This is a genomic window from Pseudomonas sp. NPDC012596, from assembly GCF_042902325.1.
Classification (GTDB): Bacteria; Pseudomonadota; Gammaproteobacteria; order Pseudomonadales; family Pseudomonadaceae; genus Aquipseudomonas.
Window position 1 is genome coordinate 57646 of the sequence record NZ_JBIBEB010000006.1, and the last position, 16189, is coordinate 73834.

The window sequence follows — 16189 nt, forward strand, 5'->3', positions numbered from 1 at the left end:
CTACCCCCTTTGCCCACAGATCGACACCGGCCCCAGCGGATAGCGCTCGCCGGGGTGGTCGATCCAGTCCATGAAGTCGGCACGGGCACCGGGGAAACCGATCATCTTCCACCCCGCCATATCACGATTGCCGCCGTAGACAGGGTCGGCGAAGTAACCTTCGCGGGTGTTGCGCAGCAGCTGATTGAAGAACTGCGAACTGGGCAACGCTTCCAGCGGCACCTTACCCTCTTCCAGCAGGTGCAACACCTGCGCCTGCATCAGGCTGTCGAGCCCGGCAAAAGGTTGGCCGTGGGTTTGCCGGCACCACTGATCGCAGCCGGCAATGCCCAGCCGCAGAATGTCCCGGGGCGCAAGGCGGCCTTGATAGCCGAGCTCCGGCAGCTGATCGGTAATGAACGGACCTTGGCTGTAGAACAACGCGCCGTGGCCGTAGGGCGTGTCCATCTGACGATCGATGAACCCGGGGATGCCACAGGCGATGGCGCCTGGCCCAAGTTCATCGGTGGGGATCAGTCGTTCACAGGCCGCCTGCACGAACGCCCATTCAACGTCGGTGAAGAACCGTGGTCGATAGTCGTCCGGCGGCAGTTGCGGGGTGGCTGGCTGACGAGGTGTATCGCCGAAAGCGGTCGGAACGCCGTGGCTGGCTAGCGTCACCAGCGGGATTAGCGCCAGGCCGCCTTGCAGGAAGCGGCGGCGCGCATTGGGGGTATCGGACATGGGGCTACTCCATGCGGGGCTTGTTGTTCTTATGGGTGCTCAGGCACAGGGGCAGCGCCTGCCCCCTGTGACAGGCTTTAGCGGTCGACGCCGCCGAGGCACACGTACTTGATTTCCAGATAGTCTTCGATGCCGTAGCGCGAACCTTCGCGGCCAAGGCCCGATTGCTTGACGCCTCCAAACGGCGCCATCTCGTTGGCGATTGCCGCAGTGTTGACGCCGACCATGCCGTATTCGAGGTCTTCGCTGACGCGCAGCACGCGGCCGATATCGCGGCTGTAGAAATAGCTGGCCAGGCCGAACTCCGTGGCGTTGGCCAGCTCGACCACCTCGTCCTCGCTGGAGAAGCGGAACAGTGGCGCCAGTGGCCCGAACGTTTCCTCGTGGGCCACTTTCATCTGTGCGGTAACTTCAGTGAGCACGGTCGGCTCGAAGAAGCTGCCACCCAGCGCGTGGCGTTGGCCACCTGCGATCAGCCGTGCGCCTTTCTCAAGGGCATCACTGATGTGCTCTTCGACCTTGCGCACGGCGTGCTCATCGATCATCGGGCCTTGCGTCACACCGGCCTCTACACCATTACCCAGGCGCAGGCCCGAGGCAGCAGTGGCGAGCTTCTCGGCAAACCGTTCGTAAATACCGTCCTGCACATAGATACGGTTGGCGCAGACGCAGGTCTGCCCGGCATTGCGGAACTTCGACAGCATCGCGCCTTCCACGGCCAGGTCGAGGTCGGCGTCATCGAAGACAATGAACGGCGCGTTGCCGCCCAGCTCCATGGACACCTTCTTCACGGTCTCGGCGCATTGCCCGATCAGCAGCTTGCCCACCGGCGTGGAGCCGGTGAAGCTGAACTTGCGCACCAGCGGGTGGCCGGTCAGCACGCTGCCGATCTGGGTCGCGCTGCCGGTGACCACACTGAACACGCCAGCGGGGATACCGGCGCGTTCGGCCAGGGCCGCCAGGGCCAGGGCCGACAGTGGTGTCTGGCTGGCCGGGCGCAGCACCATCGGGCAACCGGCGGCCAGGGCCGGGGCCACCTTGCGGGTAATCATCGCGTGGGGGAAGTTCCACGGCGTGATGGCCGCCGTAACGCCGATCGGCTCCTTGGTGACGATGATGCGTTTGTCTGCCGAGGGCTGCGGGATGGTGTCGCCGTAGACGCGCTTGGCTTCCTCGGCAAACCACTGCACGAAGGACATGCCGTTGCCCAATTCGCCACGGGCTTCGGCCAGTGGCTTGCCTTGTTCGGCGGTCAGCAGGCGGGCGAGATCCTCCTGATTTTCGAGCATGAGCGCGTACCAGCGCTGCAGCAGCTCGGCGCGCTCCTTGGCGGTCTTGCGCTTCCACGGTTTGAAGGCACGGTGCGCAGCCAGCACCGCGCGTTCGGCTTCGGCGGCGCCCATTTGCGGAATGCGCGCCAGTTCTTCGCCGGTGGCAGGGTTGGTGACAGCGAAGGTTTCGCCGGAATCGGCACTCACCCAGAGGCCGTCGATGAACGCCTGTTGTTTGAGCAAAGAAGGGTCTTTGAGTTCGAGCATCGGTCAGTTGTCCTGGGCAGGTTCAGTGGATGGGTGGCTCGGGCACGGCTTCGCCGGCCTGCAGGAAATCGAAGTCGCAGCCTTCATTGGCCTGGGTCACGTGCTGCTGGTAGAGCGCAGCGAAGGAGCGACCGTAGGTCTTGTGCTGCGGCACATGCCCAGCGCGGCGGCGGGCCAGCTCGTCGTCACTGACGCGCATGTTCAGCGTGCCGGCGGCGACGTCCAGGTCGATGATGTCGCCTGTGCGCACCAGTGCCAGCGGCCCGCCAACGGCGGCTTCGGGCGCCACGTGCAGGACGCAACTGCCATAGTGGGTGCCGCTCATGCGCGAGTCGGAGATACGCAGCAGGTCACGCACCCCGGCCTCCAGCAGGCGTTTGGGGATCGGCAGGTTGCCCCACTCGGGCATGCCCGGCGCGCCTACGGGACCGGCGTTACGCAGGATCAGCACGGTGTCCGCAGTGACCTCCAGGGCCGGGTCGTCGATCATCCGGCTGAGGGTTTCATGGTCATCGAAGACCAGTGCCGGGCCGCTGTGGCGGCGCAGGCGCGGGTCGGCCGCGGAGGACTTCATGACCGCGCCATCGGGGCACAGGTTGCCGCGCAGCAGCGCCAGGGTCGCGCCTTGCTCGAGGCTGACCACCGGGTTGTCGAGGGGGCGAATGATGTCATCGTCGTAGCACGGTGCATCGGCCAGCAGGCTGTCCCAGCTCTGGCCGGTGGCACCTTCGCATTCCAGGTGCAGGTGCGGTTCGATCTTGCGCATCAGTGCGCGCAGGCCGCCGGCGAAATGGTAGTCCTCCATCAGCGCCGTGCCGGACGGGAACAGGTTGAGCAGCACCGGGATCTTCGCGGCCGCCGCTGCCAGCTGGTCGAGGGTCAGGTCGATGCCGGCGCGCCGGGCAATGGCGATCAGGTGGATCGCCGCGTTGGTCGAGCCGCCCATGGCCATGTAAACCGCCACGCCGTTGGCGACATGCTTGTCGGTCAACCAGGTCGAGGGACGGCGGTCGCGCCACACCAGGTCGACGATGACCGAACCACACTGCGAGGCCATCCGCGGGTGCGCACCGTCAGCGGCGGGAATGCTCGATGCACCGGGCAAGGTAAAGCCCATTGCGTCGGCGATGCTGGTCATGGTCGAGGCCGTACCGACGGTGTTGCAGGTGCCGATCGAGCGGGTCATGGCGCCTTCGAGCTCTTCCCAGGCGACCGTGTCGATCAGCCCCAGGCGGCGTTCATCCCAGTACTTCTTGGTGTGGGTGCCAGCGCCGGTCTTGACGCCGCGCCATTGGCCGTTAGACATCGGCCCGGCCGGGCAGTAGATCACCGGCAGGTCCATGCTCAGTGCCCCCATCAGCAAACCCGGGGTGGACTTGTCGCAGCCACCCAGCAGCACGGCGCCGTCGATCGGCAACGAGCGCAGCAACTCTTCGGCCTCCATCGCCAGCAGGTTGCGATAGAGCATGGTGGTCGGCTTGACCATCACCTCGCCCACCGACTGCACCGGCAACTCCACCGGAAAGCCGCCCGCTGCCCAGACACCGCGCTTGACCGCTTCGGCACGTTCACGCAGGTGCGAATGGCAGGGCGACATCTCGCTCCAGGTATTGAGGATGGCAATCACCGGCTTGCCCATGAACTCTTCACGGCGCAGGCCGATCTGCTGCAGACGCTGACGGTGGGCGAACGCACGGATGGTGTCTGGAGCAAACCACCGCTGGCTGCGCAGTTCTTCGATTTTCTTGTGTTTTTCGGACATGAGCTAAGCCTTTGAACAAGGGCGCGACGAAAAATCGTAGCGCTGCGAAATTCTCTTTCAGGAGCATACTCAGATCGATTTCGTAGCGCTACGATTTTTTTCCCTGAAGAAGTGCCCTGACGCCAATCAGGGTGGATTACTGAATCGACAACCCTGCATCGACAACGAAGTTCTGGCCGGTGCAGCCACGGCTGTCGTCGCTGGCCAGGAACAGCGCCAGGCGCGCGCAGTCGCTGGCATCCAGGCGGAACTTGAGCATCTGCTGGTCGATGAAGGCCTGGCTGGCCGCCTCCAGGCCGGCGGGGTCGGCGGCCCACATGGCATCCTGGCGCTCGGTGCGGATGGCGCCCGGTACCAGGCTGTTGACCCGGATGCCCTGCCCGCCCAGTTCACGTGCCAGGGTGCGGGTCATGCCGTTCAGCGCCGCTTTGGCGGTGGTGTAGCAGACCATCCCGGGGCGCCCGCGCATCCAGGAGATCGACCCCATGTTGATGATTGCCCCACTGCCGCGACGCGCCATGCCGGGCACAACCGCCTGGGCCGCGAAGAAGGCGTGGCGCAGGTTGGTCTGCATGCGCTCGTCCCAGTACTCGACGCTGATATCGGCCAAGGCGTGACGGTCATCGCGGGCGGCGTTGTTGATCAGCACATCGACGGCGCCCCAGGTACGCTCCACTTCTGCCACGCAGGCCTGCAACCGCTCGATGTCGCGTACATCGCAAGGCAGGAACAGCGAGTTGGCCCCCAGCGCCTGCGCCAGCCCTTGCCCCGCTTCGGCATCGAGATCGAGAAAGGCCACGCGGCTGCCCTGAGCGACGAAGGCTTCGACAAAGGCGCGGCCAATGCCTGAAGCACCTCCGCTGATGAGGACCACCTTGTCGGCGAGGCTTGGATATTGCGTATCGGTATGACGGTTCATGATAGGAAGCTCGTGAATGCGTGGGAAAGGTTCAGCCTGCGAACAGCGGTTCCGCGCAGCCGGGCACATTGACCCGGGTGGCGAACACACAGCCGGACAACGGCCAGTCGGCGAGTTCTTCGGCACTGCGGTTTTCGCGGGAACTGGTGATGTACAGCGTGCGCAGGTCCTCACCGCCGAAGGCGACCATCGTCGGCCAACGCGTCGGCAGCTGGATTTCGTCCAGCACCTGCCCGTCAGGGCTCAGGCGCAACACCCGGCCGCCGTCGAACTGCGCGCTCCAGTAACAACCGGCGCTGTCAAAAGCCGCGCCATCAGGACGCCCGCCGCTGCCCCGCGCAAACTCGCGCAGCAGTTGCCGTGGGCCGGGCTGGCCATCCTCATCCAGTGGGTAGCGGTAAAGCACATGGTTCGGCGTGTCGCTGTGGTAGGCCCACGCGCGGTCCGGGCTGAAGGCCAGGCCGTTGGAAACCATCACATCGCCCGCCATGACCTGGGCGCGATGCTCGGCATCGACCCGCAGCAGTTGCCCGCCATTACGGTCACGCGGCTGCCACAACGTGCCGGCCCAGAAGCGCCCCCAGGGGTCGACGCGGCCATCGTTGAAACGGCTGTACTCGGCGCCCGTCGGGTTCTCGGCCAGGCGCTCGCCCAGCTGCCCCTGGGCATCGAGCAGGTAGATGCCACTGCGCAGCGCGACAATGAAGCCGCCTTGCTCGCGCAGGCCGAAACAGCCGAGTTCCTCGGGCAATTGCAGTGTGCTCACGCTGCCATCGCGAGGGTCAAGGCGATGCAGCCGCCCGGCCAGGATATCGGCCCAGTACAGGACCTGTTCACGGACCGACCAGACCGGGCACTCGCCCAGCTCCGACGGTTGCCGGACCACACAGTTCAACGATTCATTCATGCAGGGTTCTCCAGGTTGCCGCTGGCAGGCAGCAAGCGCAACTCACGTTCGATCGACGCCCCCGGCGCCAGCCAGACCAGGCCGTGCGCCGTGGGCTCAGGGAAGTTGATGGCATTGTTCAAGTGGCTGACCGGCTCGACCGCGATGAAGTCCGCTGGCGCTGGCGGCGTGAACACCACCAGGTGCCCAAGCCCTGGGCCGGCCTGCAGGCGCAGGCCGACCTGAGCGTCGGGCCAATAAAGGTTGGCGCGAGCATCCCAGCCCTCGAAGCAGTTATCCAGGCCCACTGCACCTGCCGCGCGGGGCTGGCTGAAGTCCCAGGCCTCGGGCAGCGCCGTACGCTTGAGCGGCAGGCCATCCGGCCCGGCCTGCCAGACCTGCGCGGCGCTAAAGCCCAGCTGCAGCTCACCCTGGCGCTCGAAGTACGGGTGCCAGCCAAGCCCTGCCGGCATCGGCTGCTCACCCAGGTTGGTGAGCCCCAGGTGCAGGTGCAGCCCCTCCTCGCTCAGGACGAGGCTCTGCCAGGCAACGAAATCCCACGGCCAATCCTCGGCATCGATGCCGCAGGCAGTGTGACGCAAGCTCAGCCTGCAGCTTTGCGGCGAGTGGGCATCGACCTGCCATGCCCGCTGCCAGCCAAGGCCGTGCAGCGGGTGCGGATGGTCGCCGAAGTTGCCGCGCAGTTGCTGCGCCTGGCCGTTGGCGCTAAAGCGCCCGTGGGCGATCCGGTTGGAGTACGGCACCAGCGGATAGCAGGCGCTGCGCCGAACGCTGTCGCTGCCGTCCCAAGGGCGCAACAGCTCGAAGCGGCCCAGGCGCAGGTAACCCAGCGCGCCGCCAAGGCTTGGCAACACCCCGGCACTCAAGGCACCGCAGGTGAGTTTCAGCAGCGGGTGCACGGTGTGATTCATCGGTATCAAGACTCAGAAGCTCCAGCGAATACCCAAGGTGCCTGCCCAAGGGTCATAGCCGGCCGCCACGCTCGGGTAATCTTCGCTGAGCAGCGAGAAACCCTGGGTGGAGTGGCTGTTGTTGTTGATGTGGGACACATAGGTATACAGCTGGGTATTAGGGTTGAACGAGTAGATGTAGCCGGCATGAGCCGCCCAGGCCCGGGCGCCGGCTGCGCCGATACGCTGAGAAACGCCGAAGGTCAGGTCATTGTGCTCGTCGAGGACGATCCTGGCATTGACCATCTTCGCCGAGGCGAACCAGCGTGCGTCGGTATCACGCTTGGTATACATGTAGTTGGCGCCCCAGATCACACCGCCCCACTGGTAGTTGCCCGACACCACGTGGGTCGTCTGGGTATACAGCTCGCTGCTGGTTTCGGTGGGGGCCGACTCATGGCGGTTGAAGCCATAACCCAGCTTGGTGAAGCCATTGCGATAGCGCACGTTGAAGCCACTGGTGCGATTCTGGTTGGGGCCGTTTTCGATGCTGGAATTGCCGTAGGAGTAACCCAGCTCGGTGGAAAACCCGTTCACTTCAGGCGAGCGGTAACGCACCGTGGTGTCGTAGAAACCGCCGGTGCCGCTTTTGCCCAATACCGCGGTGTGCTCCAGGCTCATGATCGCCGCCATGTTCGACAACCCGTACAAGGCCACGTCCGAATCCAGGAACACCCAGTAGATTGGCATGTACAGGCTACCCATGGCCACCGAGCCGAACGGGCCACTCACGCCCACGCCATAGCCACGGTTGGTAGAGACCTGCCCGCCCTTCCAGATCCTGCGCAGTACCAGCCCGCGCTCGCCAAACGCCTGCAGGGCGTAACCGCTGTCGCCCAGGGCATAGTCAAGCTTTACCCCGAAGCGCGAGGCCTGCAGGTTGCCGTCCGAGACCATGGTGTGGTCGGGGGCGGTCTTGCTGAACGAGCCCGTCTGCACGTTCAGATCGAGAATACCGTAGGGGTTGATGCTGAGGTTGCCGGCCTTCCACACGATCGGCTCGGCATGACTGGGCAGCGCGCAGACGCTGGCCAGCAGGGTGAAGCCAAGGACACGTTGATTCTTGTTATTCATGTCAGCAGCGCTCTTTCATGGCCGCAGTCGGCCGACGCGCCTGCCAAGGCAGGCGCGCATTGGGACAAATCCAGGTAGCCGTGCCGGATCAGAGCACGGTCAGGCTCTCGAACAAGGCTTGCCAGCGGCTGCCCACCCGGCTGAACACCGGCGGTTGCCCCAGTGGCGCCGCCACCTCGACACGCTGGCCGCCCTCGAAGCGCTCGCTGCTCCACCAGTGCTGCCAGGTCTCGCCAGCCGGCAGGTAGACGCTCCAGTGCGTCTTGCCCTCGGCATGCACGGGGGCCACCAGCAGATCGCGCCCATACAGGTACTGGTCCTGGACGCCATAGCAGCCGGTGTCCTGTTCGTGATGCAGGAACAGTGGCCGCTGCAATGGCAGGCCGCTGGCCTGGGCTTCATCCATCAGGCTTTCGACATAGGGTTTCATGCCGGCGAACAGCCGAGTCATGCGGGCAAAGTGCGCCAGGGTGGCCGGGTCTTGCCAGAACTGCAGGTTCTGGTCCGGGCGGTTGCCTTCGTGCGTGCGCATCACCGGGGTGAACGCCGCCATTTCCGCCCAGCGCTGGAACAGCTCGGCGGTACGGCAGTTGCCATAAAGGCTGGTGTAGCCACCGATATCACTGTGGTGATAGGCATTGCCCAGCAGGCCTGAAGACAATGCGCCACAGATCACTGTCTGCAGACCATCGTGGCGGCTGAAATCGACCGACTGGTCACCCGCCCAGAGCAACGGGCAGTGCGCCTGCACCCCGCTGTACCCGGCGCGCATGAAGAACAGCGCATCCCCCGTGCGCCCAGCCGCGGCAATGGCGCGGGCATTGACCTCGGCCCAGCGCACCGGCCAGGCATTGTGTTCGAGCATGGGGTCGGCACCGCCGGCCAGCTTGACATCGATCGGCAGGTACTCGCCAAAGTCCGCCATCCAGCCTGACAGCCCCTTGTCGAGCATTTCCTGACCGATGATCCGGGTTTCGAACCACTGCGCCGCCGCCGGCAGGGTGAAATCGACCACCCCACAGAGGAACTCGCCGAAGTCGACCAGGTAGGTAGCGCCCTCGGCAGTGGTGGCCAGGTAGCCAGCTGCCTGGGCTTCGGCAAACAGTGGGCCGTCATTGCACAGGTAAGGGTTCACGTAGCCGAGGAAACGCAGCCCGCGCTCATGCAGGCTGCCGACCCAGGCCTGGTGGTCCGGGTAGCGCTCGGCGTTCCACTGCCAGTCCCAGAACAGGCGCTTGCCGAACGAGGTGATGCGCAACCCTTCCCAGTCTTCGCACCACAGTGCGCTGACTTTCGCACCCTCTTCGAGCGCGGTCTTCAGGTGCTGTTCCGCATGCTCTCGGCCGTTCTTCAGGCCGAGGATCGCCCCGTCGAGCACCCACTCCGGCAGCCGTGGCTGGCGGCCGAAATAGCGGCTCAAAGCACCGACCAGATCGATGTAGCTGTCGCCGACGAAGAATTCCAGCGCCTCCGGTATCGCCCACACCTGCAGCTCGTGGAAATCGCCCTGGCGGAAGTCGAAATCGGCGTAGGCGCAGGTGACCAGGTGCGCGCAATAGCGGCGCGAGGACATGAATGTCGGTTGCGGGTAATTGGTGTGGTAGTAGTCACCACCAGCATTGGCTTCGTTGTCGGCCTGCAAGGTCAGCCAGGTCGATTTGTCCCGGCCTACGCCCGGCTCGGAAGTCCACAGCGGGAAGTTGCGCCCGCGCAGGTTCAGATAGGACATCTGCTCGCCGCAGCCCCAGACCTGCTCATCCGCTTCGGCCGGCAGACGCAGCCACAGGCGGTTGCAACCTGGCTGCGGCGCCTGCATGAGCAGGCGCACCCGCTCGCCCTGGCAGTCCAGGCGCAGGGTCAGCAGCAGCGGCCCCTCGGCCCAAGCGCGCAGCTCGATCAGCCCCGCCTGCGCATCGAGCCGGGCGTGGCGCAGGGCAACCCGCTCCTGCACGTAGTCACGGATGCGGAAATTGCCGCGCTGCATTTCAATATCGGCCTCGCCGTAACCGGCAAACACCGCAGGCTGCAGCGGGCTGTGGCACCACAGCAGGCGCCCGTCCACTTCCAGGCGGATCTGCTCACCTGCCTGGTGCAGGTTCACGTTCTGGGGGGTGGATACGCTATTCATCGTGGGTTGGTCTCATAGTCAGGCAGGGCATGGGTGACAGTCAGGTGTCGAAAACGGCGGCGGCACAGGGCGACGCCAGCAAAGGCCAGCAGCCAGGTCAGCGCCAGCAGCGGCAGGTAGAGGCCGGAAGGTCCGCCGACACGGGCGACCCCCAGCGGTGAGAAGGTCAGGTAGATGGAAACCAGGGCTGCGAACAGCACCACACTGAAGCTGCCGGCATGTCGCCATGGGGTAAGGTCCACGGTGCGCGCCGGGGTCGGCGAGACATACGGGGTAGCGCGGTCGAAGTGCTTGCGCAGCAGCACCAGCAAGGCCATCTCGATGGCGAACATGATGCCCATGACATGGATGAAGCTGATGCCCAGGCGTGTGTCGATCTTCAGCCCCAGCACCAGCACCGCGTAGCACACCGCATGCAGGCCAAGCACCAGTTTCGCCGGTGTCGCACCGCCACGGGCGCTGAAGAAACCGAACAGCATGATGGCAATGATCGGCATGTTGAAGAAGCCGGTGAAGCGGCGCAGTACCGCATAGATGCCTTCCGGGGTGTACATCAGCATCGGTGCCACCACCAGCGACACCAGTGCCGCAATCACACTGACGCGTTTGCCGAAGCGCACCAGCGCCTCGTCCGAGGCCATGGGCCGGATCGACTTGTAGAAGTCATAGGTCAGCAGCGTGGCCGTGCCATTGATGATCGCGTTGAAATGGCTCATCACGGTGCCGAAGATCACCGCCACGAAGAACCCTTTCATCCACCAGGGCATCAGCGCCGCGACCAGTGCCGGATAGGCCAGGTCCGAGTTGGCCAGTGGCTGGTCGCGGAACAGGTGCCAGGCGATCACCCCAGGCATCAGCATGGCCAGCGGCACCAGCAGCTTCAGGCAACCCGACAGCAGCACGCCCTTCTGGCCCTCGGCCAGGTTTCGGGCGGCCATGCTCTTCTGCACGATGGCCTGGTTGGTGCACCAGTAGAACAGGTTGGCGAAGATCATCCCGGTGAACACCGCGCCGAACGGCACCTTGTCTTCACTGCCGCCAATGGCGTTGAGCTTCTGTGGGTTGTCGTGCAACAGGGTCTGAGCACCGGACAACACGTCACCCTGCCCCAGCGTCCAAAGGCCGATGATCGGAATCAGTATCACCACCACCAGCAAGCCGATGCCGTTGATGGTGTCTGACACCGCCACCGCCCGCAGCCCGCCCAGCACCGCATAGGCGGCGCCGATCACCCCGGTGGCGACGATCAGCAGGCTGATGGTGGCCGGGTAGGACCAGCCGAGAATGCCCTGCAGGTCGAAAATCTGGTTGAAGGTGATCGCCCCCAGGTACAGCGAGGCCGGGTTGAGCACCAAGGTGTAGGTGGCAACCATCAGCGCGCTGACCACCCGGCGAGTGGTGCGGTCGTAACGCTTCTCGATGAACTCCGGCAGGGTCGAAAAGCCGCCGCGCAGGTAGCGTGGGAGGAAGAACAGGGCCAGGGCGATCGTCGAAACGGCAGCAGTCGCTTCCCAGGCCATGGAACTTAGGTTGTGGGCGTAAGAGTCACCATTGAGGCCGACCAGTTGGTCGATCGACAGGTTGGTCAGCATCATCGAGCCGGCAATGAACCAGCCATTGAGGCCGCCGCTCGCCATGAAGTAGCCATGGGCGCCGACGTCCTTCGCCTGGCGGGTGAACCGATAGGAGATCACTGCAACCAGCACAGTGAAAAACAGCATGCTCAGGAAGGTAAAAAGGGAAGTGCTCATTTTTATATTTGTTCTCCAACGCGGGTTGGGCAGCGTTGCAACGGCAAAATCGCAGCGCTGCAAAATTACCCGATGAGCTTATCGCAGGCAAAATCGTAGCGCTACGATTTTATTCGAAATGACACACTGATTTTCGAAAACGAACACCTGTGGGCCAACGAGGCGCTTTTGCGATTGACTTGGCATCGCCGCGCTCGCATGCTTTTGCCTTCGAAAAATGAGGTGGCGATGAGCGACAGATCAGACAGCGAAATCAGCATCGGCGAAGCACGCCGCCCCCGAGCCAACCGGGTGACCATGGGTGTGGTTGCTGAACAGGCCAAGGTCTCCCCCAGCACGGTTTCGCTGTTTCTGCGTGACCCCGAAGCGGTCTCCAGCAAACGTGCAGAGCGAATCCGCCAGGCCATCGCCGACACCGGCTACACCATCAACCGTCTGGCCGGCGCACTGGCAGGCAACCACAGCCGGACAGTCGCCGTAATCGTGCCCTCGATGGTCAACGCGTTCTTCTCGGAAACCCTCAGCGCCATGCAGGAAGTGTTCGAGAGCCGTGGCTACCAGCTGCTGATCGGCAACAGCGACTACGACCCGGAACGTGAGCTGGAACTGCTGCGCGCCCACTTGTCCTGGTCGCCGTCGGCCCTGGTCGTCACCGGCAGTGACCACACTGCCGCCCGCCCGCTGCTCGAAGCCACCGGCATTCCGGTGGCACAGATGTGGGAGCTGGGCAACGACCCGTTCCACCTGCAAGTCGGCTTCTACCACGAGGCCGTCGGCGCGGCCCTGGCCGAGCACTTGTATGCCCAGGGGTTGGAGCGTTTCGTCTATGTCGGCACGCGCATGCACCTCGACCACCGCGCCCGTCAGCGTGCCGCAGGGTTCAGTGCGTGGCTGGCCGACAAGGGGCAGACCGCGCAAGTGATCGCGCTGGAACAGAACACCTCGCAGGCCGAGCTCAGCGAAGTGTTCGATGAAATCGCCCGCCACGGCGACGGGCCACAAGGGCTGTGCTGCTCGAACGATGTGCTGGCCATCGCGGCACTGTTCGAAGCCCAGCGCCGCGGCATTGCCGTGCCGGAACAACTGGCGATCGCCGGCTTTGGCGACCTGCCACTGAGCAAGCTCAGCGCGCCGCGCCTGACCACCGTACGCCCCTACCCTGCCGAGATCGGGCGGACCGTGGCCAGCCAGCTGTTGACCTGGATTGAAGCGGGCACCCTCCCCGATCAACCCCAGGTCGTTGACCTGGGCTTCGAGTTGGTCGTGCGCGAGAGCAGTGTGCGCCAGTAACAGGCGCACGCAGTACCACCGGTCAGGCTAAGCGGCCACCAGCACCTTGCCGATCAGGCTCGCGCCTGCCAGCAGCAACAGGCCGAACACCGCCAGGCGCAGCACCCGCGGTGAAATAGCCAACGGGTGGCGGCGCATCCACCAGGTCAGCAGGAACACGATCGGCAATGCCTCCAGCGCGAGGTAGCCCGCCTGCAGCTCGAACCGGTGTGTCGCCACCACCACGCTCAGGCGCATCAAGGCATTGACCGCGAACACCACGATCAGCGTGTCGCGGATGACCTGCACGGCCAGTGGCTGGCGATAGAGCTGGTAGACCAACGGCGGCCCGGCGCTGGAAAACAGCCCGCCCATCACCCCGGAAACACTGGCAAAAAAGGCGAAACCAACCCGCCCCGACATCTGCTGGCGACCTTGGGACTGCAGCACCAGCATGAAGCTGCAGACGATGATGGTGATGCCGAGGATGATCTCCAGCAGGTCTCGCTCATGCGTACCCAGCAATGACAGCAACTGCACGCCTCCCACGACGCCCACCAGGCTGCAGGCCAGCACCAGCAGTACGAGGCGGCGCGGCAGCTCCGGCCACTTGCGCACCATGACCAGCGCGTTGGCCAGTGTAAGAATCGAGCTTACATTCGCCACGGTTTCCATGGGCGCCAGGCCTAACATGCCCGTCAGCCCCAGCAACAACAGGCCGAAAGCAAAGCCGGTGGCGTTTTGGGCAAAGGTGGCGACGACGACACACAACATGAAACCAAAATGCTGCCACAGCTCCATCACTGCGCGCCCTCACGCACCGGGTGCAGCACCCGGCCGCTGGCAAACAGCGCTGCCAGGTTGGCAAGCACCCTGTCGGCCATGGCCTGACGTGTTTCCTGGGTGCCACTGGCCACATGCGGCGACAGCACAACCGTATCCAGTTCACGCAAGGCGGCAGGCACGTACGGCTCATCCGCAAACACGTCCAGTGCCGCCCCGGCAATCCGGCCGTTGCTCAGCGCCTCGATCAGCGCAGCCTGATCCACTACCGAGCCCCGCGCCACGTTAACCAGCATCCCATTGGCGCCCAGTGCCTCCAGCACCTGCTGGTTGACCAGCCCGTCGGTGGCAGTGCCACCGGGCACAGCCAGCACCAGGAAATCACTGCGCTCGGCCAGTGCCAGCAACGACTCGTGGTAGGCGTATGCCAGCTGCGGCTTTGGCCTACGGCTCGAATAGCTCACCTGCATGCCAAAGGCGCTGGCACGCCGGGCAATGGCCTGGCCGATCGGCCCCATGCCAAGGATGCCGCACCTCTTGCCGCCCAGCGCGGTGGTCAGACCAAAGCGCTCTGCACCCCAGCGCCCGGCCCTGACGAAGCGGTCAGCCACCACCACTTGCCGGGCGACGGCCAGCAGCAGGGCCATGGCGGCGTCGGCCACGCAATCGTTGAGCACATCCGGTGTGTTACTGACCTGGATACCTCGGGCGCTGGCTGCTTTCAGGTCGACGGCGTCGGTACCCACACCGAAGCAGACGATGGCGCGCAAGGCCGGTAACTGCTCGATCAGGTTCGCGCTGGCACCGTGCACTCCCGTGGTCACCACCGCCTGCACGTGTGCGCCCTGCTCGGCCAGCAGCGCGGCAGGCGAATCGCAGCGCCACAGATCCAGTAGCCGATAGTGCTGCTCAAGCTGTGACTGCAAGGCAGGCAGCAGGGGGCCAACGGTCAGCACCCACGGTCTTGCATCAGACATCACGATTCTCTCTCTTGCCAGATATAGCTGCGGTCAGTTCAAGGCGACGCAGCGGGCCGACCACCACCAGGTAACTGAACATCGCCAGCAGCGCATTGGCCGCAACGAACACCAGTGCCATGTTGAACGAACCGGTGGCCTGCACGATGAAGCCAATGATGATGGGGGTGGTGATGCCACCGATGTTGCCGAAGGTGTTGAACAGCCCGGCCGTCACCCCTCCGGCCTGCCGTGGCGCGGCGTCGGCCATGACCGCCCAGCCCAGTGAGGCGAAACCTTTGCCGAAGAAGGCGAACGCCATGATCGCAATGACCATCCAGGGCAAGGACACGTAGTTGCAGATGATCATGCTGGTGGAGGCCAGCAGCCCGACGATGATCGGCACCTTGCGCGCCAGGCTCAATGAGCCGGTCTTGCGCATGATGCCGTCGGAACAGAGGCCGCCAAGCAGGTTGCCGATGAAACCGCAGATCGCCGGGATCGAGGCCAGGAAGCCGGCCTGCAGGATCGACATGCCGCGCTCCTGCACCAGGTAGATCGGGAACCAGGTGGTGAAGAAATAGGTAATGGTGGAGAAGCAGTAGTGGCCGATGTAGATCCCCACCATCATCCGGCTGGTCAGCAACCCCTTGAGGATCGCAGGCAGTTTCAGGGCGCCGTCGGCTTTGCGCTGCTTGCCGAGGTGGGCATCCATGTCGACCACCGCACCGCCTTCACGCAGGTAGTCCAGCTCGGCCTGATTGATACGCGGGTGTTCCAGGGGCGAATGCACCTTGCGTACCCAGACCCAGGCCATGATGAATCCCAGCACGCCCATCATCAGGTACACCGAACGCCAGCCATAGGCGTGGATCAGCCAGCCGCTGATCGGCGCGAACAGCACGATCGCGAAATACTGGCCGGAGTTGAAGATCGACGAAGCCGTGCCCCGCTCACTGGCCGGGAACCATGAGGCGACCATCCGGCTGTTGCCCGGTGCCGCAGGCGCTTCGGCCAGGCCCACCAGAAAGCGCAGGGCAAAGAATGCCGTCACCACCAGGCTGACGTTCGAGCCGCCGTTGAACGCCTGGACCAACGTCAGCAGCGACCAGCAGAAAATGCTGACGGCATAGGTGCGCTTGGAACCGTAGCGGTCCAGCAGCCAGCCACCGGGTAACTGGCCCAGCACATAGGCCCAGGCGAACGCCGAGAATATCCAGCCCATCTGCACCGGGCTGAGCGCGAACTCCCCCTGGATGGCGGAGCCGGTGATCGACAGGATGCCGCGGTCGCCGTAGTTCAGCGTCGACACGAGGAACAGGATGAGAATGATCCAGTAGCGCGTGCGTGAAGGCGTCGCTGTTGCCGCGGTGCTGGCCGCGACGTGGCCGGAAATGGGTGCCTGATTCATCGAGAGTCCTTCCGGCGC

Annotated in this window: 13 protein-coding genes; 1 reads left to right on the forward strand and 12 read right to left on the reverse strand. The window is 64.5% G+C overall.

Translation table 11 applies throughout. The features are described from left to right. From ACFY68_RS09440 to ACFY68_RS09480, 9 genes are all read right to left on the reverse strand, one after another. Nucleotides 1-723, reverse strand: coding sequence for a gluconate 2-dehydrogenase subunit 3 family protein (locus tag ACFY68_RS09440; protein WP_387526004.1), 723 nt, complete (start codon nt 721-723; stop codon nt 1-3). A 77-nt stretch (nt 724-800) separates the two neighbouring features. Further along, entirely contained in the window at nt 801-2261 is a 1461-nt protein-coding gene (locus tag ACFY68_RS09445) for a 3-sulfolactaldehyde dehydrogenase (protein WP_387526007.1), read from the reverse strand. Between the two features lie 22 nt (nt 2262-2283). Then, a complete protein-coding gene (locus ACFY68_RS09450; protein ID WP_070086332.1) occupies nt 2284-4023 on the reverse strand; it encodes a 6-deoxy-6-sulfo-D-gluconate dehydratase in 1740 nt (579 codons plus the stop codon). A 136-nt stretch (nt 4024-4159) separates the two neighbouring features. After that, nucleotides 4160-4942: a sulfoquinovose 1-dehydrogenase gene (locus ACFY68_RS09455; protein ID WP_387526011.1), complete on the reverse strand. Its 783-nt coding sequence runs from the start codon at nt 4940-4942 to the stop codon at nt 4160-4162. A gap of 31 nt (nt 4943-4973) precedes the next feature. Continuing rightward, a complete protein-coding gene (locus ACFY68_RS09460; RefSeq protein WP_387526014.1) occupies nt 4974-5849 on the reverse strand; it encodes a 6-deoxy-6-sulfogluconolactonase in 876 nt (291 codons plus the stop codon). After that, a complete protein-coding gene (locus ACFY68_RS09465) occupies nt 5846-6760 on the reverse strand; it encodes an aldose 1-epimerase (RefSeq protein WP_387526487.1) in 915 nt (304 codons plus the stop codon). The genes ACFY68_RS09460 and ACFY68_RS09465 overlap by 4 nt, the downstream gene beginning before the upstream one ends. Nucleotides 6761-6772: 12 nt before the next feature. Continuing rightward, a complete protein-coding gene (locus ACFY68_RS09470) occupies nt 6773-7873 on the reverse strand; it encodes a porin (protein WP_387526017.1) in 1101 nt (366 codons plus the stop codon). 88 nt (nt 7874-7961) lie between these two features. Then, nucleotides 7962-10001 carry an alpha-glucosidase gene (locus ACFY68_RS09475; protein ID WP_387526020.1) on the reverse strand — a complete coding sequence of 680 codons (2040 nt, stop codon included), beginning with the start codon at nt 9999-10001 and terminating at the stop codon, nt 7962-7964. Beyond that, a complete protein-coding gene (locus ACFY68_RS09480) occupies nt 9998-11752 on the reverse strand; it encodes a solute:sodium symporter family transporter (RefSeq protein WP_016486300.1) in 1755 nt (584 codons plus the stop codon). Before ACFY68_RS09480 ends, ACFY68_RS09475 begins: the two co-directional genes overlap by 4 nt. A gap of 228 nt (nt 11753-11980) precedes the next feature. Between ACFY68_RS09480 and ACFY68_RS09485 the strand changes: the two genes are divergently transcribed. Then, the gene (locus ACFY68_RS09485; RefSeq protein WP_052326101.1) at nt 11981-13042 is read left to right on the forward strand and encodes a LacI family DNA-binding transcriptional regulator; all 1062 of its coding nucleotides are present in this window, start codon (nt 11981-11983) and stop codon (nt 13040-13042) included. 27 nt (nt 13043-13069) lie between these two features. On the opposite strand, the gene ACFY68_RS09490 is transcribed toward ACFY68_RS09485, so the two are convergent. The 3 genes from ACFY68_RS09490 to ACFY68_RS09500 are packed head-to-tail and all read right to left on the reverse strand — an operon-like array spanning nt 13070 to nt 16171. Beyond that, nucleotides 13070-13822, reverse strand: a complete 753-nt coding sequence (locus ACFY68_RS09490; protein WP_115274568.1) for a TSUP family transporter — start codon at nt 13820-13822, stop codon at nt 13070-13072. Then, entirely contained in the window at nt 13822-14781 is a 960-nt protein-coding gene (locus ACFY68_RS09495; RefSeq protein ID WP_387526025.1) for a 2-hydroxyacid dehydrogenase, read from the reverse strand. The genes ACFY68_RS09490 and ACFY68_RS09495 overlap by 1 nt, the downstream gene beginning before the upstream one ends. Then, nucleotides 14774-16171: an MFS transporter gene (locus tag ACFY68_RS09500; RefSeq protein WP_387526028.1), complete on the reverse strand. Its 1398-nt coding sequence runs from the start codon at nt 16169-16171 to the stop codon at nt 14774-14776. The genes ACFY68_RS09495 and ACFY68_RS09500 overlap by 8 nt, the downstream gene beginning before the upstream one ends. Between the last annotated feature and the right edge of the window lie 18 nt (nt 16172-16189).

What these genes read in the sequence shown, in the direction of transcription:
- ACFY68_RS09445 (WP_387526007.1), bottom strand. Translation starts at nt 2,261, where the DNA reads ATGCTCGAACTCAAAGACCCTTCTTTGCTCAAACAACAGGCGTTCATC.
- ACFY68_RS09490 (WP_115274568.1), bottom strand. Translation starts at nt 13,822, where the DNA reads ATGGAGCTGTGGCAGCATTTTGGTTTCATGTTGTGTGTCGTCGTCGCC.
- ACFY68_RS09500 (WP_387526028.1), bottom strand. Translation starts at nt 16,171, where the DNA reads ATGAATCAGGCACCCATTTCCGGCCACGTCGCGGCCAGCACCGCGGCA.
- ACFY68_RS09470 (WP_387526017.1), bottom strand. Translation starts at nt 7,873, where the DNA reads ATGAATAACAAGAATCAACGTGTCCTTGGCTTCACCCTGCTGGCCAGC.
- ACFY68_RS09455 (WP_387526011.1), bottom strand. Translation starts at nt 4,942, where the DNA reads ATGAACCGTCATACCGATACGCAATATCCAAGCCTCGCCGACAAGGTG.
- ACFY68_RS09440 (WP_387526004.1), bottom strand. Translation starts at nt 723, where the DNA reads ATGTCCGATACCCCCAATGCGCGCCGCCGCTTCCTGCAAGGCGGCCTG.
- ACFY68_RS09475 (WP_387526020.1), bottom strand. Translation starts at nt 10,001, where the DNA reads ATGAATAGCGTATCCACCCCCCAGAACGTGAACCTGCACCAGGCAGGT.
- ACFY68_RS09465 (WP_387526487.1), bottom strand. Translation starts at nt 6,760, where the DNA reads ATGAATCACACCGTGCACCCGCTGCTGAAACTCACCTGCGGTGCCTTG.
- ACFY68_RS09480 (WP_016486300.1), bottom strand. Translation starts at nt 11,752, where the DNA reads ATGAGCACTTCCCTTTTTACCTTCCTGAGCATGCTGTTTTTCACTGTG.
- ACFY68_RS09450 (WP_070086332.1), bottom strand. Translation starts at nt 4,023, where the DNA reads ATGTCCGAAAAACACAAGAAAATCGAAGAACTGCGCAGCCAGCGGTGG.
- ACFY68_RS09485 (WP_052326101.1), top strand. Translation starts at nt 11,981, where the DNA reads ATGAGCGACAGATCAGACAGCGAAATCAGCATCGGCGAAGCACGCCGC.
- ACFY68_RS09495 (WP_387526025.1), bottom strand. Translation starts at nt 14,781, where the DNA reads ATGTCTGATGCAAGACCGTGGGTGCTGACCGTTGGCCCCCTGCTGCCT.
- ACFY68_RS09460 (WP_387526014.1), bottom strand. Translation starts at nt 5,849, where the DNA reads ATGAATGAATCGTTGAACTGTGTGGTCCGGCAACCGTCGGAGCTGGGC.